We start from the raw sequence: 25,941 nt of genomic DNA on the forward strand, positions 1-25,941 counted from the left end.
GCCCCAGGAGGGTGGCGTTCCAGCCATGACGCCCACAGAACCGATCCTCGACACCCAGGCGGAGGAGAATCTTGGAGACGGGCAGAAGCGCGACCGCCTGATGGCGTCGCTGGTGCTGTTTGCCGGCGCCGGGCTGCTGCTGGCGCTGCCCTTCGCGCTCCAGGCAGGCTCGGCCTTTTTCCTCCCGCTGACCATGGCGATCGTCATTGCGATCGCGCTGGTGCCCTTGCTTGAGTGGCTGGAGCAGCATCGCGTGCCCGCGCCGGTGGCGGCCTTCACTTGCGTGCTGCTTTTCCTCGTCGCCGCGAACGTGGCGCTCGCCTCGATTGTCGTCCCCGCCTGGCAATGGGTGCGCGATCTGCCCGCCAAGATTCCCCAGATCCAGGCCAATCTGAAGCCCTTGTTCGATTTCTATGCGAACCTCGATCAGTTCATGGACAAGACGCTGATGAACTTCGCCAACGAGCCGATGCGGCAGCAGCCCGAAGTGATGGCCACCACGCCGCCGCGCTCGCTGCTGGATCTGTTCGCCACCTCCGCGCCTTCCGCGCTGATCGAGATGTTCTTCGCGATCCTCGTGATCTACTTCTTCCTCTCGGGCTGGACGCGGCTGCGGCGCAACGCGATCACGTCACGCTCCAGCTTCGGCGGCGCGATGGCGACCGCGCGGGTGATCCAGGACGTGGTGGACGACACCTCGGCCTATCTGGGCACGATCACGGTGATCAATCTGACCCTGGGTCTCATCGTGGCGGGCGCTTTGTGGATGATCGGCATGCCGACGCCGCTGATGTGGGGCGGCATCGTCGCGCTGCTCAACTACATCCCCTATTTCGGGCCGGTGCTGGCGGCATTGCTGCTTGCGATGGGCGGGCTGATGACCTTTCCTGATCTCTTCTGGGCGTTGATCCCCGCGGGCATCATGATCGGCGCGCACCTGATCGAAGCGAACGTAGTGACGCCGCTGATCGTCGGCCATCGCTTGACGATCAGTCCGATCCTCATCCTGATCTCGCTAAGCTTCTGGGGATGGATCTGGGGCACTGTCGGGGCGCTGCTGGCCGTGCCGCTGCTGATCATCGTCCAGACCGTGCTCAAGGCGGCGGGCAAGCCCGATATCGCAGGCTTCCTGTTCGAGCACGGCACCCTTGTAGGCGACCAGAATGAAGCGCGAACGCAGCGCTGGCAGAGCCGCGACCAATCCGGTTGACAGCAATTTGAGGCGCGGCTAGTGCCCGCCTCCTCGCACGGATCATGCGGGTGTAGCTCAGTTGGTTAGAGCGCCGGCCTGTCACGCCGGAGGTCGCGGGTTCGAGCCCCGTCACTCGCGCCATCCCCCGCATTTGCAGGCAGATGGCGCCAGCGGCCCGCTCTTATTTCCCGATCCTCGCATCCAGCGCGTAGCGTCCCGCGCCGATCGCGGCGAACAGCAGCCCGAACAGGATCAGGCACGTTGCCGGAAAGGCGCCGCGGATGCCGAGCTTGGCGTCGACCATCGCCACCGCAACTGCGAAATGAACCGCGCACAGCAGCCCCGCCCAACGTGTGCCCAGGCCCGATACGAACGACAGGCCGCACAGGAATTGCGCCCATACCGAGAGGGGCGCGGCGAACTCGGGCATGGGGAATCCGCTGACGCGCAGGAACCCCGCGAACTCGGCCATGCGCTCGCCGCTCGCGATATTGTCCCAGACACCCCAGATCAGGAATCCGCCCAGTACCAGGCGCGCGATCAGCAGCGCCGCATCAGTGAATTGCGCCCAGCCTGATTGGATGATGCGCCTGTGGAGATCGTTCATGATGTCCTCCCGGATCGAGTGACGTAGGCGCGTCGGGGAGGAAGCTATCACGCTCGCCAGCGCCCTGTCTCCATCCATATCACCAGGGGGCGGAGCGGGAGTATCCACACGATGCCGGCGACAAGGTAGATCGGAAGCTGTGCGAGTACCGGCAGCGCGCCGATATAGCGGGAGAAGGTGGCGATCAGGATGATCCACATCAGGATCCACGCAATGATGGCCAACGCCCCCGCGGGTTTCCGCCAGCTCGGCTCTATGCCTCGTTGTGCCAAGACATGCCTTTCTCGGTAATAATGGCGTGGAGCGGGACATCCCAAATGTCCGCCGGGATAGCGGGCAGTTCCTGCACCGACCAGGCCACGCCCACGCGCCAGGCTGCTTCATAACGGGCGAAGGCGCGATCGTAATGCCCCGCGCCCTGGCCCAGCCGGTTGAAACGGGCATCGAAGCCGAGCAGCGGGGTCAGAATCACATCGGGCGCCGCCTCTTCGCTCGCGGCGTCGGGCTGGCGCAGGTTGAACGGCCCGGGAACGAGCGCGGCCCCGGGCTGCCAGATAAGAAAACGGATCGGCGCGGAACGGCCGGTCACGAAGGGCAGGGCGATCCGGCATCCGATCCCGGAGGCGGCCGCAGCAAGTTGCGACGGATCGGCTTCGCTGCCGACCGGATGATAAGTCGCGACGGTCATGCCCGGCTTCAGACGCTCGACAAACGCCTTGGGCGCGATGATCGCCGCGCTGCCCGCCGCGGCGAAACCGTCGCGCGCGGCGCGGAGCTGGGCTCTCAGGGCGGGCTTGTCTGGACTAATGGTAGCTGGGCTCATGGAATCAGGTGGCGGGTCCGCCATGGCCGTTTGCTTGAATATCCTCTGACGCCGTAAACGTCAGGTGGGGACCATGTGCCGCAGACCAGGATCTGCACAGGGACAGCCCCCTTGGATGATGAATCGCCTCAGGGATAATCGCTAAAGCTCGTACCGGGCAGAGCCCGCCGCCCCTTATCTAGGCGTTCCGGGCGTCTTCCTCAAGAGCCGCGGCCACTGCTTCCAGCCGATCGGCGATTCTATCGAGAAGGACGGGGGAAACTCCCCCTGAAGGGTTGCGCTCGCCTTCGTCCAGGATATCGGCGAGGATCAATGCCAGATAGACCAGTGTCCGCTCCGCGTTGAGGCCGCCCGAGGCGCGCAGCGCGGTCGCGGCGTGCTTTTGCAGGATACTCTCCAGGTGACGCAGGTGCGTCTCCTCGCCGTCCCGCGCGGCGACCGAATAGCTGCGTCCGGCTATGCTTAGCGTGACATCGGCCATCAATCGGTCTCGTCTTCGGATTCACGTGCGATCAGGGTATCGAGCGAGGCGACGGTGTCTTCGATGCGGGTTCGCAGCCTTGCGTGGCGCTGCTGCATCCGCTCGAGCGCATAGGATTTCGCGGCGCTTGCCGCTTCGATCCGCGCGAGCGCCTGTTCGATGCGGTCTGCGGGATCATCAGCCATAACCACCGGATAAGCATGCCGGGGATGGGCTTCAACCCCTGTTCGCAACTGCTTAAGGCGAGCCGGTTGACGCGCGGGCGCGCCCGCCCCAAAGGCGTGCGCATTGCCACCCGGGAGTCTTCCTTGACCGCATCCTTCACCGATTGCGCCAATGCGATCCGTGCGCTCGCCATGGATGCCGTGGAAGCAGCGAATTCCGGCCATCCGGGCATGCCGATGGGAATGGCCGATGTCGCGACCGTTCTTTTCCAACGCTACCTGAAATTCGATGCGGCCGACCCCAAATGGCCCGACCGTGACCGCTTCGTGCTGTCCGCCGGTCACGGCTCGATGCTGCTTTACGCGGCATTGCACCTGACGGGCTATGCCCGGCCTACCATCGAGGACATCAAGGCGTTTCGCCAGGTCGGCAGCCCCTGCGCCGGTCACCCCGAGAATTTCGAGCTGCCCGGCGTCGAATGCACCACCGGTCCGCTGGGGCAGGGGCTGGCGATGGCCGTGGGCATGGCTATCGCCGAGCGGCATTTGAACGCCGAATTCGGCGACGCGCTGGTCGATCACCGCACATGGGTGGTCGCGGGCGACGGCTGCCTGATGGAAGGCGTCAATCACGAGGCGATCGGAATCGCCGGGCATTTGAAGCTCGGGCGACTGATTGTTTTATGGGACGATAACAAGATCACGATCGACGGGCCGATCTCGCTGTCCTCGAGCGAGGACATTCCGGCGCGCTTCCGGGCCACTGGATGGCACGTCGTCGAATGCGACGGGCATGACGAAGCCGATATCTCGCGCGCGTTCGATGAAGCGATCACCGATGAGCGCCCGACGCTTGTCCGCTGCAAGACGATCATCGGCAAGGGTGCACCCAATTTTCAGGGCACGAGCAAGACCCACGGCTCGCCGTTGGGTGCTGACGAAGTGGCCGCAGCGCGCGAGACCCTGGGCTGGCGCCATCCGGCGTTCGAGGTGCCGGACGATATCCGCGAGACCTGGCTGACGGCCGGCAAGCGTGGCGTTGGACCTCATAGCCAGTGGCAACAGCGCGTTAAAAACTCCTCAAATGCAGCCGAATTATCGCGGCGGATGGCTGGTGACCTGCCCGCCAGTTTCTCGCTCGATGCGCATATCCAGGGGCTGATCTCCGACCCCAAGAAGATCGCCACCCGCACGGCGAGCCAGCTCGCGCTCGACGCGATCAATGCCGCGCTCCCCGAAACCGTTGGGGGCTCCGCGGACCTGACGCCTTCGAACAACACCCTCACCAAGGGCCTCGAAGACCTGAACGCGGACAATTACGGCGGCCGCTACATCCGCTATGGCATTCGCGAATTCGGCATGGCGGCGGCGATGAACGGCCTGGCGCTTCACGGTGGCGTGATACCCTATGGCGGCACCTTCCTGGTGTTCAGCGACTATGCCCGTCCCGCGATCCGGCTTTCGGCGCTCCAGCGCGCCCGCGTCGTCTATGTGATGACGCATGATTCGATCGGGCTGGGCGAGGATGGACCGACGCATCAGCCGGTCGAGCACGTGATGTCGCTGCGGCTGATCCCGAACCTGGAAGTCTGGCGGCCGTGCGATGCCGTCGAGACCGCAGAGGCTTGGGGCGCCGCGGTGGCGCGGCGCGACGGGCCCTCGCTGCTCGCGCTTTCGCGTCAGAATCTCGCGCAATTGAGCACTGGCGGTGCTGCCATGGGCGGATATCGCCTGATGGCGGCGAAAGCACCGCGCAAGGTCGTGCTGATCGCCTCGGGCTCCGAAGTCGAACTGGCCGTGGCCGTGCGCGAGGCGCTGGAAGCCGAGGGATTCGGTGGCGATGTCGTGTCGATGCCATGCTGGTCGCGCTTTGACGCGCAGAGCCAGGAATATTGCGACGATATCCTGCCGCCCGACATCCTTCGCGTCTCGATCGAGGCGGGGGTTACTACGGGCTGGGAGCGCTACACCGGCATCCACGGGCTGCGTTTCGGTCTGGACCGTTTCGGCGCTTCCGGCCCGGCGGGCGATCTCTTCAAGCATTTCGGCCTCACGGCCGCGGCGATCGTGCCGCAGATTTTGGAACGGCTTAACGCCAATTAGTCCGCTCACCCTGAGCCTGTCGAAGGGTCGCTGCCGCAGGGCCCGCCTTCGACAAGCTCAGGCTGAGCGGGGATAAAGGAGACTGACATGACCAAGGTTGCGATCAACGGTTTCGGACGCATCGGGCGGCTGGTGGCGCGCGCCATTCTCGAGCAGCCGGATTGCGGCCTCGAATTGGTGACGATTAACGACCTCGCCGACGCCAAATCGAACGCCTGGCTGTTTTCGCGCGACAGCGTCCATGGCAAATATCCCGGCACCGTCACCGCCGAGGGCAATGACCTGGTGATCGACGGCAAGAGGATCGCCGTGACCGCCGAAAAGGACCCCGCCAACTTGCCGCACAAGGCCAACGGCGTTGAGCTGGTGCTCGAATGCACGGGCTTCTTCACCGATCGCGAGAGCGCGCAGAAGCATATCGACGCGGGTGCGAAGAAGGTGTTGATCTCGGCCCCGGCCAAGGGCGTCGATCTGACGGTCGTTTACGGCGTGAATCACGACAAGCTGGAGGCGGGCCACACCATCGTCTCGAACGCTTCCTGCACCACCAACTGCCTCGCCCCCGTCGCTAAGGTGCTGAACGATGCGATCGGCATCGAGCGCGGGCTGATGACTACGGTGCACGCCTATACCAACGATCAGAAGATCCTCGATCAGATCCACCCCGACCTGCGCCGCGCTCGCGCCGCCGCGATGAACATGATCCCGACGACCACCGGCGCGGCCCGCGCCGTGGGCGAAGTGCTCCCCGAACTTAAGGGCAAGCTCGATGGTTCGGCGATCCGCGTGCCGGTTCCCGACGGGAGCCTGATCGACCTGACATTCACGCCTTCGCGCGACACGACGAAGGAGGAAGTCAATTCGCTCCTAAAGGCCGCGGCAGAGGGCGCGATGAAGGGCGTGCTGGTCTATTCGGACGAGCCGCTCGTCTCGATCGACATCGTCCATACCCCCGCTTCGTCCACGATCGACAGCCTCGAGACCGCCGTGATGGACGGCAAATTGGTGCGCGTGGTCAGCTGGTACGACAATGAATGGGGCTTCTCGAACCGCATGGTCGATACCGCCGCGGCGATGGCTCGCCTCTAACGCGCTGGGAGAGCAAGATGGCGCGCAATTTCAAGACCCTGGACGACATGGGCGACCTAGCGGGCAAGCGCGTGCTGGTTCGCGAAGACCTGAACGTGCCGATGGCCGATGGCGCCGTAACCGACGATACGCGGCTGCGCGCGGCGGTGCAGACCGTCGCCGAGCTGGCGGACAAGGGCGCCAGGGTGGTCATCCTCGCCCATTTCGGGCGGCCCAAGGGGCAGCGCACCCCTGATATGAGCCTGGCGCTGGTCACCAAGCCCTTCGAGGCCGTGATCGGCCGCCCGGTGCGCTTCATCGATGACCAGCAGGCGTGCGATGTCGTTCACAAGATGCTCGATGGCGAGATCGGCATCCTCGAAAATACCCGCTTCGATCCGGGTGAGGAAAAGAACACGCCCGAAACCATCGATCGCCTTGCCGCGCTGGGCGATTTCTATGTCAACGACGCCTTCTCGGCCGCACACCGCGCGCACGCCTCCACGGAGGGCCTTGCGCACAGGCTTTCCTCGTTCGCCGGCAGGCAAATGGAGGCCGAGCTTGACGCCTTGGACAAGGCCCTCGGCAATCCCGAGCATCCCGTCGCCGCGGTGGTCGGCGGTGCGAAGGTATCGTCCAAGCTCGATGTGCTCAAGCATCTGGTGGCGCGGGTGGATCACCTGATCATCGGCGGCGGCATGGCGAACACCTTCCTCGCCGCGCGGGGTGTCGATGTCGGCAAATCCCTGTGCGAGCACGATCTGACCAGCACTGCCGAGGAAATCCTCGATGCGGCTGATCGAGCCAATTGCACCGTGCATCTGCCCTACGACGTGGTGGTCGCCAAGGAATTCAAGCCGAACCCGGCGACTCGCACCGTCAATGTCCACGAAGTAGCTGCCGACGAAATGATCCTCGATGTCGGCCCCGCGGCCACCGAGGCGCTGGCCGACGTGCTCAAGAATTGCCGCACGCTGGTCTGGAACGGGCCGATGGGCGCGTTCGAGACGCCGCCGTTCGACACGGCCACGGTGAGCTTAGCCAAAACCGCCGCCGCGCTCACCCGCGAAGGATCTTTGGTCTCGGTCGCGGGGGGCGGGGACACGGTTGCCGCGCTCAACCAAGCCGGAGCGGCCGGGGATTTCAGCTTCGTCTCGACTGCGGGAGGAGCATTCCTCGAATGGATGGAGGGCAAGGAATTGCCCGGCGTCGCTGCGCTTTCGCGCGGCTGAAGACCAAGATATCAAACCGACAAAGCTATCAGGGGACCGGAACGGACATGCAGACTTCTGAAATGACGGCGAAGATTGCCGGGGGCAAAGGCTTTATCGCTGCGCTGGACCAGAGCGGCGGATCAACGCCCAAGGCGCTGGCCGGTTACGGCATCGAGGCAGCAGCATGGGCCGACGAGGCGGGCATGTATGGGTTGATCCACGACATGCGCAGCCGGATCATCGGCTCGCCCGCGTTCACCGGCGACAAGGTGATCGGCGCGATCCTGTTCGAGCGGACGATGGATGGGCAGGTTGGCGGCAAGCCTACTCCACAGGCGCTGATCGAGAAGGGCGTCGTGCCTTTCCTCAAGATCGACAAGGGCCTCGAGGAGGAGGCGGACGGCGTCCAGATGATGAAGCCGATGCCGGGCCTCGACGCTCTTCTGGCGCGGGCCAAGCAGCTCGGCGTGTTCGGGACCAAGGAGCGCTCGGTCATCAACCTCGCGAACAAGGACGGTATCGCGGCGATCGTCTCGCAGCAGTTCGTTGTCGGCGACCAGGTGGCAGCGCACGGGCTGGTCCCCATGCTTGAGCCAGAGATCAATATCAAAAGCGCGGAGCGCGCTGCCGCGGACCTTATTTTGCGTGATGAACTTCTGGCGGCACTCGACGATGATGTGAATGGGCCGAAGTTCATGCTGAAGCTCTCGATTCCCGCCGTTGCCGGAACGTTCGATGCATTGGTCGATCACCCGCGCGTCCTGCGTGTGGTGGCGCTCTCCGGCGGATTCAGCCGCGCCGATGCATGTGTCGAGCTGGCGAAGAACCGCGGCATGATCGCCAGCTTCAGCCGTGCGCTGCTTTCCGATCTGCGCCACCAGATGAGCGACGCCGAGTTCGACAGTTCGCTGGGCGAGGCGATCGACGAAATCTATACCGCCTCGACACAGAAGTCCGCAGTTCCGGCATGACCGCACGCCGCCCGGTTCTGGCGGGCTTGGCGCTCGCCATGCTGGGCGGCCCGGCATTCGCAAAGGGAATTGCGATGGAAGAGATCGACCCGCCGTTCGGCATGATCGGCAAGATCAAGGCCGTGCCCGGCAAGCGCGCCGCGCTGATTGCCATTCTCGGCTCGGGCACGGGTGCGATGCCGGGGTGCCTGGCCTACCTGATAGCCGAGGACGCCACCGACCCGGATGCGATCTGGATCACCGAGATCTGGGACAAGAAGGAAAGCCATGCGGCTTCGCTGGCGTTGCCCTCGGTAAAGGAAGCGATCCGTCTGGGCCGCCCGCTCATCGCTGGCTTCGAGCTGAGCGCGGAGACTCGCCCGAAGCCCGGCGCAAGCTTCGTGAAAGCCTGACGGGTCTAGGCTGTATCGATTCAACCTGTCCTTCCTCGCCCCCTGAAAGGGGGAGAGGGTTGCGCAGACTTAGGTCGGCATCTTCAGCCGGCCTTAGTCGAAGCTGGGTGAGGGGTGCGGTTGCGCAGCAACCGCGCGGAGCTTTGCTCCGCCCTACCCCTCTCCAGCTGCGCTAGGCAGCAAGCTGCCAAGCTTCGCTATCCTCTCCCCTATCAAGAGGAGAGGATACTTAAGGCTGAATGTCGATACAGCCTAGCGCGTCGCCTGCCGAACGATTGCCTTCAATGTGAGCGCGTCATCGATCGCGGCGACATCGATGTCATTGTTGAAATAGGCCCATACCTCCCGCCCGGATCGGGCCTGGTCCACCATCCAATCCGCCCATCCGAGCAGCGTCTGCTCGGGATATCGCCCCCAATATTTCCCCTGGCCCCCGTGGAAACGCAGATAGGCGACAGGGCCGATCGCCACGCGCTCGGTGGCAAGCCCCGCCATGTCGTGCGCACAGAAGCTGGCGCCATATCGTTCGAGCAATTCCAGTGCTTCGGGCACATACCAGCTCCTGTCGCGAAACTCGAAAACACTGGTCACGTCCTTCGGCACAAGCTGGAGGAAGCTTTCGAGTCGCTCCAGGTTTAGGCGGAAACGCGGCGGAAGCTGGTAGAGGATTGGCCCCAGCGTCTCGCCCAAATGGCGAAAGGGCGGCATCATCCGCGCGAGCGGTTCTTCGCAATCCTTGAGCTTCTTCGCCTGGGTCAGGAAGCGATTCGCCTTCACCGCATAGCGGAAGCCCGCCGGCGCCTGTTCGCGCCACGCATCGAAGGTTTCGCTCTTGGGCAGGCAATAGAAGCTGTTGTTGATCTCCACCGTGTCGAACTGCTCGGCATAGAAAGCGAACCAGCGCTTGACCGCAAGCTTCTCCGGGTAGAAGCGGCCACGCCAATGGCGATAGTTCCAGCCGGAGCAGCCGATGCGGATGGCGGAGTAGGGCATGAGCGAACCTGATCAGGGCGGACTATTGGACGACAACGCGCTGGAAGGCTTCGCGGCCCAGTTCGTGCGCGATCTCCGCCGGCCGCCCTGCCAGCTCTATCTGATTTCGCCGCTCGATGTGACCGGGGATTTCCCCGATCGGCTGAAGCGCGCTCTGGATGCGGGGCCTGTCGCGGCGTTTCAGCTCCGCGTGAAGGGCATGGATCAGCATGAGGCCGCGCGGCTGGGTGAGCCGCTGCTGCGCATCTGCGCTGATGCCGACGTCGCCTTTATCGTCAATGACGATATGGGCCTCGCCAAGCGGCTGGGCGCGGACGGCGTGCATCTGGGTCAGGGCGATGGTGACCCGCGCGAAGCGCGCGCTCTTCTGGGCCCGACCGCGCAGATCGGCGTAACTTGTCATGCCAGCCGGCACCTGGCGATGGAGGCGGGGGAGGACGGGGCCGATTATGTTGCGTTCGGCGCATTCTATCCGACCAATACCAAGGAAACCCATCACCGACCCGTGCCCGCTATTCTCAGCTGGTGGTCCACGATGTTCGAAATCCCCAGCGTCGCGATCGGCGGGATCACGCCGCAGAATGCCGCGCCCCTGATTGCTGCCGGCGCGGACTTCCTTGCGGTGAGCAATGCCGTCTGGGCGGGCGACGAAACCGCGGCAATCGGGGCATTCACGGACCTGCTGGCCAACTAGATCGTTCTGCTGTCGAACCATTGTGCGACAGGAGATCAATTCGGTGCGGAAACAACTATTCATAGCGCTATGCCTCGCGGGAGCGTCGCTCGGTTCCGTGGCGTCGGGGCAGACGAACTCCTCGTCGCGGCCGCCGATCGACAATACGATTCTTCACGCCCAGGTGATCCTCGATCACCTCGGCTTTTCGCCCGGCATCCTCGATGGACGCGAGGGCCAGTCGCTCACCGCCGCGCTCAAGGGCTTCCAGACTTCGCGTGGGATGACCGTCAGCGGCAAGCTTGACCCCGCGACGCTCAGCGCTCTCTACCCCTATCGTGCGCTCCGCCCGATGCGGACGCTTACCCTGGACGTCGCGACGATCGCTGGTCCCTATGTGAATCCCATGCCGAAGGATCCCGAGGACCAATCCAAGCTTCCGTCCCTCGCTTATACGCGGCCGATCGAAAAGCTGGCCGAGATGTTTCACACGACGCCCGAGGTGCTGGTCGAGCTGAATCCCGGCGGCGGCGAGATCAAGCCCGGCGCGACCTTCGTTTTCCCCAATGCCCTTCCTTCATCGCGCGATTATCCTTCCGAACTGCGCGAGGATTGGCGCAAGACGCTGAGCGATCTCAATGTGGATGCCAATCAGCCCACGGGCGACCGGATCGTGGTCGATAAGTCCGAAAAGGCGCTCAAGGTCTATAATGGGGAGCAGCTCGTCGCCCAGTTCAGCGTGACCACGGGCAGCGAGCATGATCCCCTCCCGATCGGCACGTGGAAGGTCAACGGCGCGGACTATAATCCGAAATTCCATTACAATCCGGACCTGTTCTGGGATGCCAAGAAGGGCGACGATCCCGCAATGCTGCCGCCCGGCCCGAACGGTCCGGTCGGCGTCGTATGGCTTGATCTATCCAAGGAGCATTACGGCATTCACGGCACCCCCGAGCCCCAGACGATCGGCCGAACCCAGAGTCACGGCTGCATCCGGTTGACGAATTGGGATGCCGCGCGGCTATCTCTGATGATAAAGCCGGCGACACCTGCGGTATTCCAGGAGTGACGGATTGATCTGGCTGAAGCGAATCGGGTGGGGGGCCGCGGCGATCGGGCTGCTGCTGATCGCCGGATTCGTTTCGCTGGTGCGCATTACGGTCAGCCCGGCGACGCGCGAGCAGGTCGCCGCGATGCCGACCATGGTTTCCGACCCGTTGCTGGGCACAACCCAGGTGCAGATGTCCGCCGGTGGTCCGCTGATAATACCCGTCGCGGGCGTGGGCGCACGCCAGCTCAGTGATACCTGGGGGCAGAGCAGGGGCGGGGGCACGCGCGTCCACAACGCGATCGACATCATGGCCCCGCTCGGAACGCCCGTGCTCGCGGCGGCGTCCGGCACGGTCGAGAAATTGTTCGAGAGCGCGAATGGCGGCCACACGATCTACATTCGCACCGCCGACCCCACGGTAATCCATTATTATGCGCACCTCGACAGTTACGGGGTGGGCGAGAAGCAACAGGTTCGCCAGGGCGATGCGATCGGCACGGTCGGCAATACGGGCAGCGCGTTCGGCGGCGCGCCGCACCTCCATTTCGAGATCAAGGTCGTCGCTCCGGGCGAGCGCTGGTGGCAGGGCACCAATGTGAACCCCTATCCCTTGCTTGCGGGGACCGCGCCGCGCCGCTAAAGCGCGCCCTCGCTCTTTCTCAGGCAAACAGGTCTCGATCCCATGAAGATCAGTGGCGTGGACATCCGTCCGGGCAACATCATCGAATATGAAGGCGGCATCTGGAAGGCCGTCAAGATTCAGCACACCCAGCCCGGCAAGGGCGGTGCCTATATGCAAGTCGAGATGAAGAATCTCATCGACGGCCGCAAGAACAACGTTCGTTTCCGCTCGGCCGAGACGGTCGAGCGCGTGCGCCTCGACACCACCGATTTCCAGTTTTTGTTCCGCGACGGCGATGCGCTGACCTTCATGGACAAGAACACCTATGACCAGATAACGCTCGACGCGGGCATTCTCGGCGATGCCGCGGCGTTCCTGCAGGACGGGATGGACGTGGTTATGGAGCTTTACGACGAGCGCCCGATCTCCGTGCAGCTTCCAGACACGATCGAGGCGCTGATCGTGGAGGCGGACGCCGTGGTGAAGGGGCAGACCGCCTCGTCTTCGTACAAGCCGGCCATGCTCGAGAACGGCGTTCGCGTCATGGTCCCGCCGCATATCGGCGCGGGCACGCGGATCGTGGTCGATGTGTACGAGCAGACCTATGTGAAGCGCGCGGATTGATTTTCTTAGCCCTCTCCCGCTTTCGCGGGAGAGGGTTGGGTGAGGGTCTTCTTCTTTTTCGGCCGCCGGCAAAAGAAGAAGACCCTCACCCTCCCGCCTTCGGCGGGCCCCTCCCTCTCCCGCGAAAGCGGGAGAGGTGTTTACTGGAGCGATTGCATTGGTTTCCCACTCCGGCATTATCACGGTGATCGAAAAGGCCTGCCGCAAGGCGGGGCCGCGGCTGCGTCGCGATTTCAACGAAGTCTCGCAGCTTCAGGTCAGCCGCAAGGGGCCGGCGGACTTCGTTTCGATGGCCGACAAGCGCGCCGAGGACACGCTGATCGAAGAGCTGCGCCATGCGCGGCCGGACTGGGGTTTCCTGGTCGAGGAGCGCGGCGAGATCGAGGGCGATCCTAGCAAGCCGCGCTGGATCATCGATCCGCTGGATGGAACCAGCAACTTCCTTCACGGCATCCCGCATTTCTGCATCTCGGTCGCGGTGGAGGATCCGCTCGGGCCGCAGGGCAAGCCCGAGATCACGCACGGCTATGTCTATCAGCCTCTGAGCGACGAAAGCTTCTGGGCCGAAAAGGGCCGCGGCGCGTGGTTGCAGGGCCAGCGCCTGCGCGTCTCGGCGCGGCGCGATCTTGCCGATGCGCTGATCGCTACCGGCATCCCCTTCCTCGGCCACGGCAATTTCGCGCAGTGGAGCCGCATCTTCGGCGCCGTTGCCCCCGAAGTGGCAGGCATCCGCCGGCTCGGCTCGGCGGCGCTCGACATGGCCTGGGTCGCCGCGGGGCGCTTCGACGGTTTCTGGGAAAGTGACCTCAAGCCTTGGGACGTTGCCGCCGGCATGCTGCTGATCAAGGAAGCGGGCGGCTTCGTCACCGATTTCCGCGGGCAAGACATGTCGATGGAGCGCAGCCAGTTCCTGGCCGCGAACGACGTGCTCCATTCGAAGCTGCACAAGCTGGTGGGCAACGCCCTGCGCTGAGCGTTATTGCGAGTTATTCTCACGAGTTCCGGGCCTTGCCGCCAAGGGGGCATCGTCCTAAAGCCGCCCCACGATTCCGCATCCGCGAGAAGGCATCTTGGTCGACCTATCCGAATATCTGCCGATCCTCCTGTTCCTCGGCGTGGCGATCGTGCTTTCCAGCGCGTTCGTGTTTCTGCCCATGGCTGTGGGGCGGCTAACCGGGGCGCATAAGCCCTCTCCCGAAAAGCTCACCGAATATGAGTGCGGCTTCCCGGCTTTCGAGGATTCGCGCAGCCAGTTCGATGTGCGTTTCTATCTGGTCGCGATCCTCTTCATCATCTTCGATCTCGAAGCCGCGTTCCTGTTTCCCTGGGCGGTGTCCGTGTTCGATCTCGGCTGGACCGCGTGGATTTCGATGATGATCTTCATCGCCGAACTCGCGCTCGGCCTTGTTTATGCCTGGAAGAAGGGAGCCCTGGAGTGGGAGTAGAATACCGCCCGCCGGAGACTTCGGAGTTCCAGCACGGTGCCGCCTTGCCCGGTGCCGGCACGCTACCCGACGTGGGCTTCCTCAACGACATCAATGCCGAGATCGGCGACAAGGGCTTCCTGGTCACGTCCACGGAGGACCTGTTCCAATGGGCGCGCACCGGATCGCTCTGGTGGATGACCTTCGGGCTGGCGTGCTGCGCAGTCGAGATGATCCACGTCAACATGCCGCGCTATGACATGGAGCGCTTCGGCGCCGCGCCGCGAGCATCTCCGCGCCAGTCGGACGTCATGATCGTCGCGGGCACGCTCTGCAACAAGATGGCCCCAGCGCTGCGCCGGGTCTATGACCAGATGTCCGAGCCGAAATACGTCATTTCGATGGGCTCGTGCGCCAATGGCGGCGGCTATTATCACTACAGCTACAGTGTCGTGCGGGGCTGCGACCGGATCGTGCCGGTGGATATTTATGTTCCCGGTTGCCCGCCTACCGCCGAGGCTTTGCTATATGGCGTGATGCAGCTCCAGCGTAAGATACGCCGCTCGGGGACGCTCGAGCGGTGAGGAGTGCAGCGCCTCGCATGCTGGAGCGCGACGAGTCGATCTGGGCGCCGCTGCTCGGCGAGGAGGGCGTTCTGCGCCGTCCTGGCCTCGAAGTAGCGTTCGACGTTACGCGCGCCGCGTTGCTGCGCGTAATCGACAGGCTCCGCGTCGAGTTCGAATATCAGCAGCTCATGGAAATCGCGGGCGTCGATTATCCCGAGCGGGCGGAACGCTTCGAGGTGGTATACTGCCTGTTGTCGCTGACCCAGAACCACCGCGTCCGCTTGCATGTCAGCACCGACGAAGTGCAGGCGCTGCCCTCGGTCACCCATATCTGGCCGGTCGCGGGCTGGCTCGAGCGCGAAGTGTACGACCTCTATGGCGTGCTGTTCGACGGCAATACCGATCTGCGCCGCATCCTGACCGATTACGGGTTCCAGGGGCATCCGCTCCGCAAGGACTTCCCCATGACCGGCTATGTCGAGCTGCGCTATTCGGAAGAGTCCAAGCGGGTCGTTTACGAGCCGGTGAACCTCGCGCAGGACTTCCGAAATTTCGACTTCCTCAGCCCCTGGGAAGGCGCGGCCTATGTGCTGCCGGGCGATGAGAAAGCCCCGGGGCCGGGGCCTGGGGACACGCCGCAGGGCAAGTCCGCACCATCCCCATCGCCGGCTCCAAGCGCGCCCGCGGCGCCCGAAGCCAAGGGCGCGCCGACACCGCTCAAGGCCGATGAGATCGCCAAGGCAGACGCTCCAGCCGCCCAGCCCGCCAAGCCGCGCGCCAAGCGAGCGAAGACCGTTGAAAGTCCTTCACAGACGGGCGCGGGCGAGAACTCGCCCGGCAATCAGCCCGAGTCCAAGCCCAAGGATCCCGATGTCGTGCCCAGCAAGGGCAAGGGCCAGAACCAATGAGCGATTCCGTCGATCAGATCTTGGAGCACGGCGCCAGCGGCCCAACCGCGGGCAATACCGAGATACAGAACTACACGATCAATTTCGGGCCGCAGCATCCCGCCGCACACGGCGTGCTGCGCCTGGTGATGGAGCTGGACGGCGAGATCGTCGAGCGTATCGATCCGCATGTCGGCTTGCTCCACCGCGGCACTGAGAAGCTGATCGAGTACAAGACTTACACCCAAGCTCTCCCGTACTTCGATCGCTTCGATTATTGCTCGCCCATGGCGATGGAGCACACTTATGTGCTCGCGGTCGAGAAGCTGCTCGATCTCGAAGTGCCGATCCGCGGCCAGTATCTCCGCGTCTTCTTCGCCGAACTGACGCGCATCAAGAACCACATGCTCAACCTCGGCAGCCACGTCATGGACGTCGGCGCGATGACGCCGAACCTGTGGCTGTTCGAGTTGCGCGAAGACTGCATGAACTTCTATGAGCGCGCATCCGGCGCGCGCATGCACGCCAATTATTTCCGCGTCGGCGGGGTGCGGCAGGACGTGCCGCTCAAGCTGCTCACCGACATCGCCGAATGGCTCGATACGCGCCTTCCGCGCCTGTTCGAGGACGCGATCAGCCTTGTCGCCGAGAACCGCATCTTCAAGCAGCGCAACGTCGATATCGCCGTGGTCAGCCGCGACGACGCGATCAAATGGGGCTTTTCCGGCCCGATGATCCGGGCGGCGGGCATTCCCTGGGATCTGCGCAAATCGCAGCCTTATGACGTGTACGACCGCATGGAGTTCGACATTCCGGTGGGAACCCGCGGCGATTGCTACGATCGCTTCATGGTTCGCGTTGAAGAGGTCCGCCAATCGGCGCGGATCATGAAGCAGTGCCTGCAGGACATGCCCGAAGGCCCGGTGATCACGCTCGACCGCAAGGTCGCTCCGCCCAAGCGCGGCGAGATGAAGCAGTCGATGGAAGCGCTGATCCACCACTTCAAGCTCTTCACCGAAGGCTTCCATGTTCCGGCGGGCGAGGTTTATGTCGCGACCGAGAGCCCCAAGGGCGAATTCGGTGTCTATCTGGTCAGCGACGGCACCAACAAGCCCTACCGCTGCAAGGTCCGCCCGACCGCGTTCAGCCACCTCCAGGCAATGGACTTCATGTCGCGCGGCCACATGCTCGCGGACACCACGGCCATTCTCGGCGCGATGGATATCGTGTTCGGGGAGTGCGACCGGTGAGTCTCCTCCAAGCATCACGAGCGGTTTTGCTACTCTTCATTCTGTTTTTCGAGGCTGTTGTTTTTTTCGCGAAGCAATTGCCAGAATTCGGATTGATACTGGGACTGTTTTCGGGCTTCGGCGTCGTTATGAGCGCTACGGTCTGCGTTGCGGCCCAGGCGGCAACCGTTGCACAGAGGCGCCGTAATGGCTGACGCACCCCAAATCCCCGACGAAGCCGAGACCCGCGCGCGCTGGGGCAATTTCGCCTGGACGGCGGAGAACGCCGCCAAGGCGCGCGAGATCGTCGGGCGGTATCCGCCGGGGCGGCAGCAATCGGCGTCGCTTCCCTTCCTCGATCTCGCCCAGCGCCAGGTGGGCGCGGAGACGAATACGCAGGGCTGGCTGCCGGTGCCGGTGATCGAGTTCGTCGCGCGCGAACTGGGCATGCATTATATGCGCGTGTTCGAAGTCGTCAGCTTCTACACGATGTTCAACATGGCGCCCGTCGGCCGCTATCACGTCCAGGTCTGCGGCACGACGCCATGCATGTTGCGTGGTTCGGACGATGTGATGGCCGCGTGCAAATCTCGCGGGCTTCGCAAGGGCGCGACCACGGCGGACGGCATGTTCACCCTCAGCGAAGTCGAGTGCCTGGGCACTTGCGCCAATGCGCCGATGGTGCAGATCAACGACGATAATTTCGAGGATCTGGATTTCGAAAAGACCGTTGCGATCCTCGATGCGCTGGCCAAGGGCGAGAAGCCCAAAACCGGCCCGCAGATCGATCGCCAGACCAGCGCCGCCGAGGGCGGGCCTACCAATCTGACCGCGATGGTATCCGAAAATCACGATTACCGGGGGGAATGGGCGTGAGCGACAACAAGAATCTGATCGTCACGATCCTCGCGATCATCGGCGGCATCGTCGTACTCGGCTGGCTGCTGCGCTTGACGTTCGCGCTGCTCGGGCCGCTGATCATCATCGGCATCGCGGTGCTGGTCTATGTGATGTTCATGAAGGGCAAGGGCGCCAGGTGATGCTTGCCGGAATTTTCCAATGTTAGAAGATCGGGACCGCATCTTCACCAATGTCTACGGCTTCCAGCCGTGGAACCTGTCGGCTGCGCAAGTGCGCGGCGATTGGGATGCGACCAAACAACTGATGGCGATCGGCCAGGATGCGATCATCGACCGCATCAAGGCTTCGGGGCTGCGCGGGCGCGGCGGGGCAGGGTTCCCGACCGGCATGAAGTGGAGCTTCATGCCCAAGGAGCCCCGTCCAGATCGCCCGAACTTCCTGGTGATCAACGCCGACGAATCCGAGCCCGGCAGCTGCAAGGACCGCGAGATCATCCGCCACGATCCGCACAAGCTGATCGAAGGCGCGCTGATCGCGGGCTTCGCGATGCGCGCGCGCGCTGCTTACATCTATATCCGCGGCGAATATATCCGCGAGGCCGAGACGCTCTTCGCCGCGGTGGCCGAGGCCTATGCCGCCGGCCTGATCGGCAAGAACGCCAGCAAATCCGGCTATGATTTCGACGTCTTCGTCCATCGCGGCGCCGGTGCCTATATCTGCGGCGAAGAGACCGCGATGCTCGAGAGCCTGGAGGGCAAGAAGGGCCAGCCGCGCCTCAAGCCGCCATTCCCGGCGGGCGCGGGGCTCTATGGCTGCCCGACAACGGTCAACAATGTCGAATCGATCGCCGTCGTGCCGACGATCCTGCGGCGCGGTCCCGAATGGTTCTCGTCGTTCGGGGCGGAGGGGAACAAAGGCACCAAGCTCTTCCAGATCAGCGGGCATGTGAACAAGCCGTGCGTGGTCGAGGAAGCGATGAGCATCCCGTTCCGCGAGCTGATCGACAAGCATTGCGGCGGCATTCGTGGCGGCTGGGACAATCTGCTCGCGGTGATCCCGGGTGGCTCGTCGGTACCGCTCGTCCCCGCCGAGCAGATCATGGACTGCCCGATGGATTTCGACGGGCTCAAGGCGCTCGGCTCGGGCCTTGGCACCGCGGCGGTCATCGTGATGGACAAGTCCACCGACATAGTCCGCGCGATCTCCCGGCTCAGCTATTTCTACAAGCACGAGTCCTGCGGCCAATGCACCCCTTGCCGCGAAGGCACCGGCTGGATGTGGCGCGTGATGGAGCGCATGCGCACCGGCGACGCCGAGATCAGCGAGATCGACACGCTCTATCAGGTGACGAAGCAGGTCGAGGGCCACACCATCTGTGCGCTGGGCGACGCGGCGGCCTGGCCGATCCAAGGGCTGATCAAGCATTTTCGCCCTGAGATGGAGCGCAGGATCAACGAGCGTAACGGCACCGCCGAAGCACCGATGCAGGAGGCTGCGGAGTAATGATTGTCGTTGCGGCCTCCGTGTTGATGGCGATGTCGCCGGGCCCGTTTGCGCTCATGGCTGCGCCGTCGCTTGTGGTGGGGCAGGACAAAAGGGGCACGAAGTCGAGCAAGCTCTCGGAAGCTAACGAGCATCGCAAGATTTTGCGTGCCTATGCGCTCTGTGTGGCGGACTCGGACCCGAACGACATGACCGACCGGGCAGTTCGCGCGGTAATGGAAAACGGCGCAATGTCGCGCAAGGCCAAGGACGGTGCTGCCGTTTTGGCAAAAAGCTGGTGCCCGACGATCATGGTTGGTCACAATGAAAAATTCGGGTGGCTTTCCTATCCGGCAGAGGCGCTGCGCGGGCAACTTTTCCGCGCCCGATACCTGCTGAAAATGGCAGGCAAACCAATCGGGCCGCCGCTCGAGTCAACCGAACCCGCCTGGCGGCTTCCTGCAGACGATTCGTATCGACCGGCGCAGATTTTTGGCGAATGTATCGTACGCAAAGCCCCCGAGCTGAGCCGGACGGCGATAAGCGGCAAGATCGTCGCGACACCGGAAGAGAGCGAGTCCTATGCGGCGCTGAAGCCGACGATTGCGGCTTGCGTCCCCGGCGGAGTCACGTTGACACTAACCCGCGCCTTTCTCGAAGCGACAATCGCCGAGGCACTATTTCACTTTGCGACGGTCACGCCGACGGTCGTAAGCCACGATGCGAATATCAGGAGCGCGCAATGATGACATTTGCAGTTGCCACCACTCTTTTGCTCATTGGGGCACCGGCCCAGGCCAGCGCCGATACCGCGATGTCGATCGCAACCTGTGTCGCCGACAGCGAGCCGCGCGGCGTGCGCAAGCTCCTGTCGACGCTTCCGGGATCGGACGACGAGGCCAGGGCGTCGCGCAAGCTCGCCGTCGCCTATGACGCGTGCCGCGGTACGGTGTGGTATGATTTCGCCGATGCGCGTGCGCTGCTCGCGGTTGCGATCATGGCGGGTTCCGCTAATCGGCCGGGCAGTGTCGCAGCTTCGCCCTGGTATGCTTCCGCCATTTCCGGCCGGTCCGTCGGGGTCGACTATAGTGCTGCGGAGGTTGCCCGCCAGCAATACGGCACCTGCATCGCCGCCGCCGCGCCCTCCGCCTCGGCGCAGCTCGTGATGGCAGCGCCCGGTAGCGCCGAAGAACGCGCGGCGATCGGCGCTCTCAAGCCGGTGCTGGGCGGGTGCATCGTTCAGGGCCAGACGGTGAAGCTCACCGCGTCGAACCTGCGGCTGATGCTCGCCGAGCCGCTCTACCACGCGACCGCCAATTGAGCCCTATCCTGCCCCGTATCCGTATCTTGCTGGCGCTTTGCGCGGCGCCTCTCGCTGCGCATGCGCAGGAGCGGATTGCCGCGCCCACGGCAATGTACCCGGTTGGAGCAGGGCCGGCCGAAATCTCGAATGCGAAATCGATCTCCGAGGCCAATCGGGGGCGCATGGCCGGGGCTGAATTCGCCCGGTGTATCGCGTCAAGATCAGCCAAGCGCGTCGACGCGGTGTTGGCCATGCCGAACGGCGACGCTTACAACCGGGCCCTGGTCGGGCTTGCAGACGATTATTGCCTTTCCGGCGGCCAGTTGAGATTCGACAGCAATTTGTTTCGTGGGGCGCTTTTCGTTCAGCTCTATCGCCAGCGCAGTGCTGCGGAAGCCAAGGGGAAAGCATGGTCCCGCAGCCTGGCCCCGTTCGATCCCGGCGCACCTGCCTCGCCCGTGGAATTTGGTCAGGCGAGACTGCTATCGTTCGCGGACTGCGTCGTCCGCCGCAACCCTGCTTTTGCTCGCGAAGTCGTGCTGTTGCCGACCGCGAGTCCGGGCCAGGAAAACGCGATCCGGCAGCTGAAAAACGATTTGGCCCCGTGCTTTCCGGCCGGGAGTACAATGACACTGAGCAAGCCCGTTCTGGAGGGCGCGCTCGCCGAAATTCTTTATCGAACCCCTGCCGCGTCGCTGACGCCGGCGGCGCAGGAAAAGAAGTAATGCCCAAGCTCAAGGTCGATGGAATCGAAGTCGAAGTCCCCCAGGGCGCCACCGTGCTCCAGGCCTGCGAAGCTGCGGGCAAGGAGATTCCGCGTTTCTGCTATCACGAGCGCCTGAGCATCGCGGGCAATTGTCGCATGTGCCTGGTCGAAGTGAAGCCCGGGCCGCCCAAGCCGCAGGCAAGCTGCGCGCTGCCCGCCGCCGACAATCAGGAAATCCGCACCGACAGCCAGATGGTCAAGGCCGCGCGCGAAGGCGTGATGGAATTCCTGCTGATCAATCACCCGCTCGATTGCCCGATCTGCGATCAGGGCGGCGAATGCGATTTGCAGGACCAGAGCCTCGCTTACGGCAAGGGCCACAGCCGCTACACCGAGAACAAGCGGGCCGTGACCGAAAAGTACATGGGCCCGATCATCAAGACGATCATGACTCGCTGCATCCAGTGCACGCGCTGCGTCCGCTTCGCGGAGGAAGTCGCGGGCGTGGAAGAGATCGGCGCGATCTATCGCGGCGAGGACATGCAGATCACCACCTATCTGGAGCACGCGTTCAAGAGCGAGCTTTCGGGCAACACCGTCGATCTCTGCCCGGTCGGCGCGCTGACGCACAAGCCGGTGGCGTTCGAATATCGCCCGTGGGAGCTGCGCCGCAACCTTTCGATCGACGTGATGGACGCGGTCGGCACCAACATCCGGCTCGACAGCCGGGGCCGCCAGGTGATGCGCGTGCTTCCGCGGATCAACGAGGACGTGAACGAGGAATGGGCGCACGACAAGACGCGCTATCACGTTGACGGGCTCGTCCGCCGGCGCCTCGACAAGCCCTTCGTGCGCCGTGACGGCAAGCTGGTCGAAGCGAGCTGGGACGAGGCGTTCGACGCGATCGTCGCGGCAGACGCCGGATCGAGCGTCGCGGCGATTGCCGGCGACATGCTCGACTGCGAGACGATGTATGCCGCGAAAAAACTGGTGAATTCGCTCGGATCGGAGCTTCTCGAAGGTCGCCAGACCGGCATGGCCTATGACGTGACCAATTTGGGCGCGGTCGCATTCAACACCACGATCGCGGAGATCGAGAATGCCGACGCGATCCTGCTGGTTGGCTCGAACCTTCGCTGGGAAGCCCCGCTGATCAACACGCGCGTGCGCAAGGCGATCAAGAAGGGGGCAAAGGTTTTCGCGATCGGGCCGGAGACCGACCTGACCTATAAGGTCGAGTGGCTCGGCAACGATCTGGGCCTGCTCGGCAAGATGCCGGAGAATCTCGCCCAGGCGATCGACAATGCCGCGCGCCCTGCGCTGATCCTCGGCCCCGGCGCGCTCAAGGACGGGCATGGCCCGGCGCTGGCATTGGCCAAGGGCTTCCAGCGTGCCCCCACTGAAACGCAAAGCGCCTGGAACGGCTTCAACGTGGTCCACACCGCCGCCGCGCGCATGGGCGGTCTGATGCTCGGTTTCGCGCAAAAGGGCGGCATCGCGGATATCGTTGCCGCCGCGCCCAAACTCACCTTTTTCCTCGGTGCCGACGAAGTCGATTTCTCGGCGTTCGCGGGAAGCTTCAAGGTCTATATCGGCCATCATGGCGACAAGGGTGCGCATCACGCCGATGTGATCCTGCCGGGCGCGACCTATGCGGAGAAGCCGGGCACCTATGTGAACCTCGAAGGCCGCGTCCAGCGCGCCGACCGCGCGGTATTCGCCCCGGGCGATGCGCGTGAGGACTGGACGATCCTGCGCGCGCTCTCGGAAAAGCTCGGCAAGCCGCTGCCGTTCGACAGCTATGCCGAACTCCTCGCCGGGATGTCTTCCGAAGCGCCCGAATTGGCGCAAGAGGGGCTGATCCGTTACCCATGGTCGCCGCCCAAGCTCTTCTCGAAGACGAGCGGGCCGGTGAGCTATCCGATCCAGGATTTCTACCTCACCAACGCCATCTGCCGCGCCAGCCCGACGATGCAGCGCTGCTCGGCCGAGTTGGTCCACGGCGAAGATTTCGCGGAGGCGGCGGAGTGAGCAAGCAAACGCACGTCGCCCTCACCCTTCCGGCGCCTTCGGCGCCTCCCTCCCTCTCCCAATGGGAGAGGGAAGGGGCCCGCGACGCGCAGCGTCGTGGGAAGAGTGAGGGTGACGAAGGAACTCACATATGACGGCCTTCTTCCAGTCCATCAGCCTGTTCGGGTGGCAGCCTTTCGCCAGTTACAATCTCGCCTGGTTCACCGCCACGATCGCCGGAATCCTGCTCATCGCGTTGCCGCTGATGCTGGCTGTGGCGATGATCATTTATGCCGATCGCAAGATCTGGGCGGCGATGGCGCTGCGCCGCGGGCCCAACGTCGTCGGCCCGTTCGGGCTGCTCCAGTCGTTCGCCGATGGGCTCAAGGTCTTCCTCCAGGAAACGATCATCCCGTCGAGCGCGAACAAGACGCTGTTCCTGATCGCCCCGATCATCACTTTCACGGTCGCTCTGATCGTGTGGGCGGTGGTGCCGTTCCAGGCGGGCGTGGTGCTCGCCAACATCAATGTCGGCTTGCTCTACGTGCTCGCGGCATCGTCGCTCGGCGTCTATGGAATCATCCTCGCGGGCTGGTCGTCCAACTCCAAATACCCCTTCTATTCAGCGATCCGCGCCGCGGCGCAGATGGTCAGCTATGAAGTCTCGATCGGCTTCGTGCTGGTGTCGGTCGTGTTGTGGGCCGGGACGTTCAATCTGGGCGGCATCGTCGAGGCGCAGCGCGGGGCGGCAGTGTTCGGGTGGGTGAACGGTTTCGTCGCCAATCCGCTGCTGTTCCCGATGTGGGTGGTGTTCCTGATCTCTTCGCTGGCCGAAACCCAGCGCGCGCCGTTCGACTTGACCGAGGCGGAGAGCGAGCTTGTCGCGGGGTACCAGACCGAATATTCGTCGATGAGCTTCGCGCTCTACTGGCTCGGCGAGTACGCCAACGTGCTGCTGATGTGCACGCTCAACGCGACTTTGTTCTGGGGCGGGTATCTGCCCCCGGTCGATTGGGCGCCGCTCTATTGGGTGCCCGGAATCCTCTGGCTCTTCGCCAAGATCCTGTTCTTCTTCTTCATCTTCAGCTGGATCAAGGCGACCGTGCCACGCTACCGCTACGACCAGCTGATGCGGCTGGGATGGAAGATATTCCTGCCGCTGTCGCTGATCTTCGTATTCCTCGTTTCCGGATACCTGATGTGGCTCCGGGTTGGATTTCCCGCATGAGCCTCGCCCAGATCATCCGTTCCTACACCTTGTGGGAGTTCCTGAAGGCCCATTGGCTGACCTTGCGCTATTTCTTCAAGCCCAAGGCTACGATCAACTACCCCTATGAGAAGAACCCGCTCTCGCCCCGCTTTCGCGGCGAGCATGCGCTGCGCCGCTATCCCAATGGCGAGGAACGCTGCATCGCCTGCAAGCTGTGCGAGGCGGTGTGCCCCGCGCTGGCGATCACGATCGAGGCCGAGCCGCGTGAGGACGGCAGCCGCCGCACCACGCGCTACGACATCGACATGACCAAGTGCATCTATTGCGGGCTCTGCCAGGAGGCGTGCCCGGTGGATGCGATCGTCGAGGGGCCGAACTTCGAATTCTCGGTCGAGACGCGCGAGGAGCTGATCTACCAGAAGGATAAGCTGCTCGCGAACGGCGACCGCTGGGAGCGCGTCCTCGCCGCGAACCTTGCCGCCGATGCACCGTACCGTTAATGGCCCCGCAAATCGTCCCCACCTCCGCTCAGGCTGAGCCTGTCGAAGCCTCCCTCCCCGGGCGGCAACCCTTCGACAAGCTCAGGGTGAGCGGAAAATCTGGAATGTCCGTGCTTTGATCCAGATCCTCGCCTTTTACCTGTTCGCCACGGTCGTAATCGCGTCCGGCGCGATGACGATCCTGTCGCGCAATCCGGTGCATTCGGTGCTCTGGCTGATCCTGGCGTTCTTCAACGCGGCGGGGCTGATGGTGCTCGCCGGAGCCGAGTTCATCGCGATGCTGCTGGTGATCGTATACGTGGGCGCAGTCGCGGTGCTGTTCCTGTTCGTCGTGATGATGCTCAACATCGATTTCGCCGAGCTGCGCGCGGGCGTGATGCGCTATGCTGCGGTCGGCGCCTTACTGGCGCTGGCGCTGGCGGCGGAGATTGTCGTGGCGGTCGGCGCGTGGAACGCCGGCGGGCTGCAGATGGGCCGCCGCATTGCGCCTATCGATCGGGAGGTCCCCAATATCGAAGCGGTCGGCCAATTGCTCTACACGCGCTATCTGTTCGTGTTCGAGGGAGCCGGGCTGGTGCTGCTGGTCGCGATGATCGGCGCGATCGTGCTGACCTATCGCAAGCGCAGCGACGTGCGCCCGCAGAATATCAGCCACCAGATCAATCGCCGCTCGAAGGATGCGACCCGCAACACGCAACCGCCGGTGGGGCAGGGGGTGGAGTTGTGATGGGGTCTGCCACAATGATCCTCCCCGGTACGGGGAGGTGGCAGCGCGAAGCGCTGAC

31 protein-coding genes, 1 tRNA gene and 1 other RNA gene are annotated in these 25,941 nt (G+C 63.8%); 26 read left to right on the forward strand and 7 right to left on the reverse strand.

What is annotated here, in order from left to right; genetic code table 11:
- Window positions 1-25: 25 nt before the first annotated feature.
- Together VF617_RS11520 and VF617_RS11525 are read left to right on the forward strand one after the other, a co-directional pair.
- Window positions 26-1,210 (forward strand): AI-2E family transporter, encoded by a 1,185-nt coding sequence (locus VF617_RS11520; RefSeq protein WP_331015032.1) that lies wholly within the window; start codon window positions 26-28, stop codon window positions 1,208-1,210.
- Between the two features lie 46 nt (window positions 1,211-1,256).
- Window positions 1,257-1,333, forward strand: a tRNA-Asp gene (locus tag VF617_RS11525).
- A gap of 40 nt (window positions 1,334-1,373) precedes the next feature.
- On the opposite strand, the gene VF617_RS11530 is transcribed toward VF617_RS11525, so the two are convergent.
- The 6 genes from VF617_RS11530 to VF617_RS11550 form a co-directional block, all read right to left on the reverse strand.
- Window positions 1,374-1,799 (reverse strand): DoxX family protein, encoded by a 426-nt coding sequence (locus tag VF617_RS11530; RefSeq protein WP_331015033.1) that lies wholly within the window; start codon window positions 1,797-1,799, stop codon window positions 1,374-1,376.
- A gap of 47 nt (window positions 1,800-1,846) precedes the next feature.
- A complete protein-coding gene (locus VF617_RS11535; protein WP_414714028.1) occupies window positions 1,847-2,071 on the reverse strand; it encodes a DUF2842 domain-containing protein in 225 nt (74 codons plus the stop codon).
- Window positions 2,053-2,622, reverse strand: a complete 570-nt coding sequence (locus VF617_RS11540; protein WP_331015034.1) for a 5-formyltetrahydrofolate cyclo-ligase — start codon at window positions 2,620-2,622, stop codon at window positions 2,053-2,055. The genes VF617_RS11535 and VF617_RS11540 overlap by 19 nt, the downstream gene beginning before the upstream one ends.
- A 10-nt stretch (window positions 2,623-2,632) precedes the next feature.
- A non-coding RNA gene (gene ssrS / locus VF617_RS16530) (6S RNA) lies at window positions 2,633-2,789 on the reverse strand.
- 11 nt (window positions 2,790-2,800) lie between these two features.
- Complete coding sequence (locus VF617_RS11545; RefSeq protein WP_331015035.1) at window positions 2,801-3,103, reverse strand: cell division protein ZapA; 303 nt, start codon at window positions 3,101-3,103, stop codon at window positions 2,801-2,803.
- Window positions 3,103-3,288, reverse strand: coding sequence for a hypothetical protein (locus VF617_RS11550; RefSeq protein ID WP_331015036.1), 186 nt, complete (start codon window positions 3,286-3,288; stop codon window positions 3,103-3,105). Before VF617_RS11550 ends, VF617_RS11545 begins: the two co-directional genes overlap by 1 nt.
- A 171-nt stretch (window positions 3,289-3,459) precedes the next feature.
- Between VF617_RS11550 and tkt the strand changes: the two genes are divergently transcribed.
- The 5 genes from tkt (at window position 3,460) to VF617_RS11575 (ending at window position 9,015) form a co-directional block, all read left to right on the forward strand.
- Window positions 3,460-5,370 carry a transketolase gene (gene tkt / locus VF617_RS11555; RefSeq protein WP_414714041.1) on the forward strand — a complete coding sequence of 637 codons (1,911 nt, stop codon included), beginning with the start codon at window positions 3,460-3,462 and terminating at the stop codon, window positions 5,368-5,370.
- 87 nt (window positions 5,371-5,457) lie between these two features.
- On the forward strand, window positions 5,458-6,459 hold the full coding sequence (gene gap, locus VF617_RS11560) for a type I glyceraldehyde-3-phosphate dehydrogenase (protein ID WP_331015038.1): 1,002 nt from the start codon (window positions 5,458-5,460) through the stop codon (window positions 6,457-6,459).
- Window positions 6,460-6,476: 17 nt separating this feature from the next.
- Window positions 6,477-7,670 carry a phosphoglycerate kinase gene (locus VF617_RS11565; protein ID WP_331015039.1) on the forward strand — a complete coding sequence of 398 codons (1,194 nt, stop codon included), beginning with the start codon at window positions 6,477-6,479 and terminating at the stop codon, window positions 7,668-7,670.
- A gap of 47 nt (window positions 7,671-7,717) precedes the next feature.
- A complete protein-coding gene (locus VF617_RS11570) occupies window positions 7,718-8,623 on the forward strand; it encodes a fructose bisphosphate aldolase (protein WP_331015040.1) in 906 nt (301 codons plus the stop codon).
- A complete protein-coding gene (locus tag VF617_RS11575) occupies window positions 8,620-9,015 on the forward strand; it encodes a putative quinol monooxygenase (RefSeq protein WP_331015041.1) in 396 nt (131 codons plus the stop codon). Before VF617_RS11570 ends, VF617_RS11575 begins: the two co-directional genes overlap by 4 nt.
- A 252-nt stretch (window positions 9,016-9,267) precedes the next feature.
- Here the strand turns inward: VF617_RS11575 and VF617_RS11580 are convergent, their stop codons facing one another.
- Window positions 9,268-10,008, reverse strand: coding sequence for a DUF72 domain-containing protein (locus VF617_RS11580; RefSeq protein ID WP_331015042.1), 741 nt, complete (start codon window positions 10,006-10,008; stop codon window positions 9,268-9,270).
- Between VF617_RS11580 and thiE the strand changes: the two genes are divergently transcribed.
- The 19 genes from thiE (at window position 10,007) to VF617_RS11675 (ending at window position 25,883) form a co-directional block, all read left to right on the forward strand.
- Window positions 10,007-10,702, forward strand: a complete 696-nt coding sequence (gene thiE, locus VF617_RS11585) for a thiamine phosphate synthase (RefSeq protein ID WP_331015043.1) — start codon at window positions 10,007-10,009, stop codon at window positions 10,700-10,702. The genes VF617_RS11580 and thiE overlap by 2 nt on opposite strands.
- A gap of 43 nt (window positions 10,703-10,745) precedes the next feature.
- Entirely contained in the window at window positions 10,746-11,750 is a 1,005-nt protein-coding gene (locus VF617_RS11590) for a L,D-transpeptidase family protein (protein WP_414714029.1), read from the forward strand.
- 4 nt (window positions 11,751-11,754) lie between these two features.
- Window positions 11,755-12,372, forward strand: a complete 618-nt coding sequence (locus VF617_RS11595) for a M23 family metallopeptidase (protein ID WP_331015044.1) — start codon at window positions 11,755-11,757, stop codon at window positions 12,370-12,372.
- Between the two features lie 42 nt (window positions 12,373-12,414).
- Window positions 12,415-12,978 carry an elongation factor P gene (gene efp, locus VF617_RS11600; protein WP_331015045.1) on the forward strand — a complete coding sequence of 188 codons (564 nt, stop codon included), beginning with the start codon at window positions 12,415-12,417 and terminating at the stop codon, window positions 12,976-12,978.
- A 157-nt stretch (window positions 12,979-13,135) separates the two neighbouring features.
- Window positions 13,136-13,951, forward strand: a complete 816-nt coding sequence (locus VF617_RS11605; protein WP_331015046.1) for an inositol monophosphatase family protein — start codon at window positions 13,136-13,138, stop codon at window positions 13,949-13,951.
- A 97-nt stretch (window positions 13,952-14,048) separates the two neighbouring features.
- Window positions 14,049-14,423 (forward strand): NADH-quinone oxidoreductase subunit A, encoded by a 375-nt coding sequence (locus tag VF617_RS11610; RefSeq protein ID WP_331015047.1) that lies wholly within the window; start codon window positions 14,049-14,051, stop codon window positions 14,421-14,423.
- Window positions 14,414-14,986 carry a NuoB/complex I 20 kDa subunit family protein gene (locus tag VF617_RS11615; protein WP_414714030.1) on the forward strand — a complete coding sequence of 191 codons (573 nt, stop codon included), beginning with the start codon at window positions 14,414-14,416 and terminating at the stop codon, window positions 14,984-14,986. The genes VF617_RS11610 and VF617_RS11615 overlap by 10 nt, the downstream gene beginning before the upstream one ends.
- Before the next feature lie 17 nt (window positions 14,987-15,003).
- The gene (locus VF617_RS11620; RefSeq protein ID WP_331015048.1) at window positions 15,004-15,876 is read left to right on the forward strand and encodes an NADH-quinone oxidoreductase subunit C; all 873 of its coding nucleotides are present in this window, start codon (window positions 15,004-15,006) and stop codon (window positions 15,874-15,876) included.
- Window positions 15,873-17,105 (forward strand): NADH-quinone oxidoreductase subunit D, encoded by a 1,233-nt coding sequence (locus tag VF617_RS11625; RefSeq protein WP_331015049.1) that lies wholly within the window; start codon window positions 15,873-15,875, stop codon window positions 17,103-17,105. The genes VF617_RS11620 and VF617_RS11625 overlap by 4 nt, the downstream gene beginning before the upstream one ends.
- Before the next feature lie 186 nt (window positions 17,106-17,291).
- The gene (locus VF617_RS11630; RefSeq protein ID WP_331015050.1) at window positions 17,292-17,960 is read left to right on the forward strand and encodes an NAD(P)H-dependent oxidoreductase subunit E; all 669 of its coding nucleotides are present in this window, start codon (window positions 17,292-17,294) and stop codon (window positions 17,958-17,960) included.
- Complete coding sequence (locus VF617_RS11635) at window positions 17,957-18,124, forward strand: hypothetical protein (protein WP_331015051.1); 168 nt, start codon at window positions 17,957-17,959, stop codon at window positions 18,122-18,124. Before VF617_RS11630 ends, VF617_RS11635 begins: the two co-directional genes overlap by 4 nt.
- A gap of 19 nt (window positions 18,125-18,143) precedes the next feature.
- On the forward strand, window positions 18,144-19,448 hold the full coding sequence (nuoF, locus tag VF617_RS11640; RefSeq protein ID WP_331015052.1) for an NADH-quinone oxidoreductase subunit NuoF: 1,305 nt from the start codon (window positions 18,144-18,146) through the stop codon (window positions 19,446-19,448).
- A complete protein-coding gene (locus VF617_RS11645) occupies window positions 19,448-20,173 on the forward strand; it encodes a hypothetical protein (RefSeq protein WP_331015053.1) in 726 nt (241 codons plus the stop codon). The genes nuoF and VF617_RS11645 overlap by 1 nt, the downstream gene beginning before the upstream one ends.
- A complete protein-coding gene (locus VF617_RS11650; RefSeq protein WP_331015054.1) occupies window positions 20,170-20,748 on the forward strand; it encodes a hypothetical protein in 579 nt (192 codons plus the stop codon). The genes VF617_RS11645 and VF617_RS11650 overlap by 4 nt, the downstream gene beginning before the upstream one ends.
- Window positions 20,745-21,455 carry a hypothetical protein gene (locus VF617_RS11655; RefSeq protein ID WP_331015055.1) on the forward strand — a complete coding sequence of 237 codons (711 nt, stop codon included), beginning with the start codon at window positions 20,745-20,747 and terminating at the stop codon, window positions 21,453-21,455. The genes VF617_RS11650 and VF617_RS11655 overlap by 4 nt, the downstream gene beginning before the upstream one ends.
- Entirely contained in the window at window positions 21,455-23,467 is a 2,013-nt protein-coding gene (nuoG, locus tag VF617_RS11660) for an NADH-quinone oxidoreductase subunit NuoG (RefSeq protein WP_331015056.1), read from the forward strand. The genes VF617_RS11655 and nuoG overlap by 1 nt, the downstream gene beginning before the upstream one ends.
- 130 nt (window positions 23,468-23,597) lie before the next feature.
- The gene (gene nuoH / locus VF617_RS11665) at window positions 23,598-24,674 is read left to right on the forward strand and encodes an NADH-quinone oxidoreductase subunit NuoH (RefSeq protein WP_331015057.1); all 1,077 of its coding nucleotides are present in this window, start codon (window positions 23,598-23,600) and stop codon (window positions 24,672-24,674) included.
- Window positions 24,671-25,156 carry an NADH-quinone oxidoreductase subunit NuoI gene (nuoI, locus tag VF617_RS11670; protein ID WP_331015058.1) on the forward strand — a complete coding sequence of 162 codons (486 nt, stop codon included), beginning with the start codon at window positions 24,671-24,673 and terminating at the stop codon, window positions 25,154-25,156. Before nuoH ends, nuoI begins: the two co-directional genes overlap by 4 nt.
- Before the next feature lie 115 nt (window positions 25,157-25,271).
- On the forward strand, window positions 25,272-25,883 hold the full coding sequence (locus VF617_RS11675; protein WP_331015059.1) for an NADH-quinone oxidoreductase subunit J: 612 nt from the start codon (window positions 25,272-25,274) through the stop codon (window positions 25,881-25,883).
- Window positions 25,884-25,941 lie beyond the last annotated feature (58 nt).

Source organism: Sphingomonas sp., assembly GCF_036388215.1.
Taxonomy (GTDB): domain Bacteria; phylum Pseudomonadota; class Alphaproteobacteria; order Sphingomonadales; family Sphingomonadaceae; genus Sphingomonas.

Excerpts from the sequence above, each read along its gene's own strand:
- VF617_RS11520 (WP_331015032.1), top strand. The coding sequence starts at position 26 with ATGACGCCCACAGAACCGATCCTCGACACCCAGGCGGAGGAGAATCTT.
- VF617_RS11530 (WP_331015033.1), bottom strand. The coding sequence starts at position 1,799 with ATGAACGATCTCCACAGGCGCATCATCCAATCAGGCTGGGCGCAATTC.
- VF617_RS11540 (WP_331015034.1), bottom strand. The coding sequence starts at position 2,622 with ATGAGCCCAGCTACCATTAGTCCAGACAAGCCCGCCCTGAGAGCCCAG.
- VF617_RS11545 (WP_331015035.1), bottom strand. The coding sequence starts at position 3,103 with ATGGCCGATGTCACGCTAAGCATAGCCGGACGCAGCTATTCGGTCGCC.
- VF617_RS11550 (WP_331015036.1), bottom strand. The coding sequence starts at position 3,288 with ATGGCTGATGATCCCGCAGACCGCATCGAACAGGCGCTCGCGCGGATC.
- tkt (WP_414714041.1), top strand. The coding sequence starts at position 3,460 with ATGGATGCCGTGGAAGCAGCGAATTCCGGCCATCCGGGCATGCCGATG.
- gap (WP_331015038.1), top strand. The coding sequence starts at position 5,458 with ATGACCAAGGTTGCGATCAACGGTTTCGGACGCATCGGGCGGCTGGTG.
- VF617_RS11565 (WP_331015039.1), top strand. The coding sequence starts at position 6,477 with ATGGCGCGCAATTTCAAGACCCTGGACGACATGGGCGACCTAGCGGGC.
- VF617_RS11570 (WP_331015040.1), top strand. The coding sequence starts at position 7,718 with ATGCAGACTTCTGAAATGACGGCGAAGATTGCCGGGGGCAAAGGCTTT.
- VF617_RS11575 (WP_331015041.1), top strand. The coding sequence starts at position 8,620 with ATGACCGCACGCCGCCCGGTTCTGGCGGGCTTGGCGCTCGCCATGCTG.
- thiE (WP_331015043.1), top strand. The coding sequence starts at position 10,007 with ATGAGCGAACCTGATCAGGGCGGACTATTGGACGACAACGCGCTGGAA.
- VF617_RS11580 (WP_331015042.1), bottom strand. The coding sequence starts at position 10,008 with ATGCCCTACTCCGCCATCCGCATCGGCTGCTCCGGCTGGAACTATCGC.
- efp (WP_331015045.1), top strand. The coding sequence starts at position 12,415 with ATGAAGATCAGTGGCGTGGACATCCGTCCGGGCAACATCATCGAATAT.
- VF617_RS11620 (WP_331015048.1), top strand. The coding sequence starts at position 15,004 with ATGCTGGAGCGCGACGAGTCGATCTGGGCGCCGCTGCTCGGCGAGGAG.
- VF617_RS11625 (WP_331015049.1), top strand. The coding sequence starts at position 15,873 with ATGAGCGATTCCGTCGATCAGATCTTGGAGCACGGCGCCAGCGGCCCA.
- VF617_RS11630 (WP_331015050.1), top strand. The coding sequence starts at position 17,292 with ATGGCTGACGCACCCCAAATCCCCGACGAAGCCGAGACCCGCGCGCGC.
- nuoF (WP_331015052.1), top strand. The coding sequence starts at position 18,144 with ATGTTAGAAGATCGGGACCGCATCTTCACCAATGTCTACGGCTTCCAG.
- VF617_RS11645 (WP_331015053.1), top strand. The coding sequence starts at position 19,448 with ATGATTGTCGTTGCGGCCTCCGTGTTGATGGCGATGTCGCCGGGCCCG.
- VF617_RS11650 (WP_331015054.1), top strand. The coding sequence starts at position 20,170 with ATGATGACATTTGCAGTTGCCACCACTCTTTTGCTCATTGGGGCACCG.
- nuoG (WP_331015056.1), top strand. The coding sequence starts at position 21,455 with ATGCCCAAGCTCAAGGTCGATGGAATCGAAGTCGAAGTCCCCCAGGGC.
- nuoH (WP_331015057.1), top strand. The coding sequence starts at position 23,598 with ATGACGGCCTTCTTCCAGTCCATCAGCCTGTTCGGGTGGCAGCCTTTC.
- nuoI (WP_331015058.1), top strand. The coding sequence starts at position 24,671 with ATGAGCCTCGCCCAGATCATCCGTTCCTACACCTTGTGGGAGTTCCTG.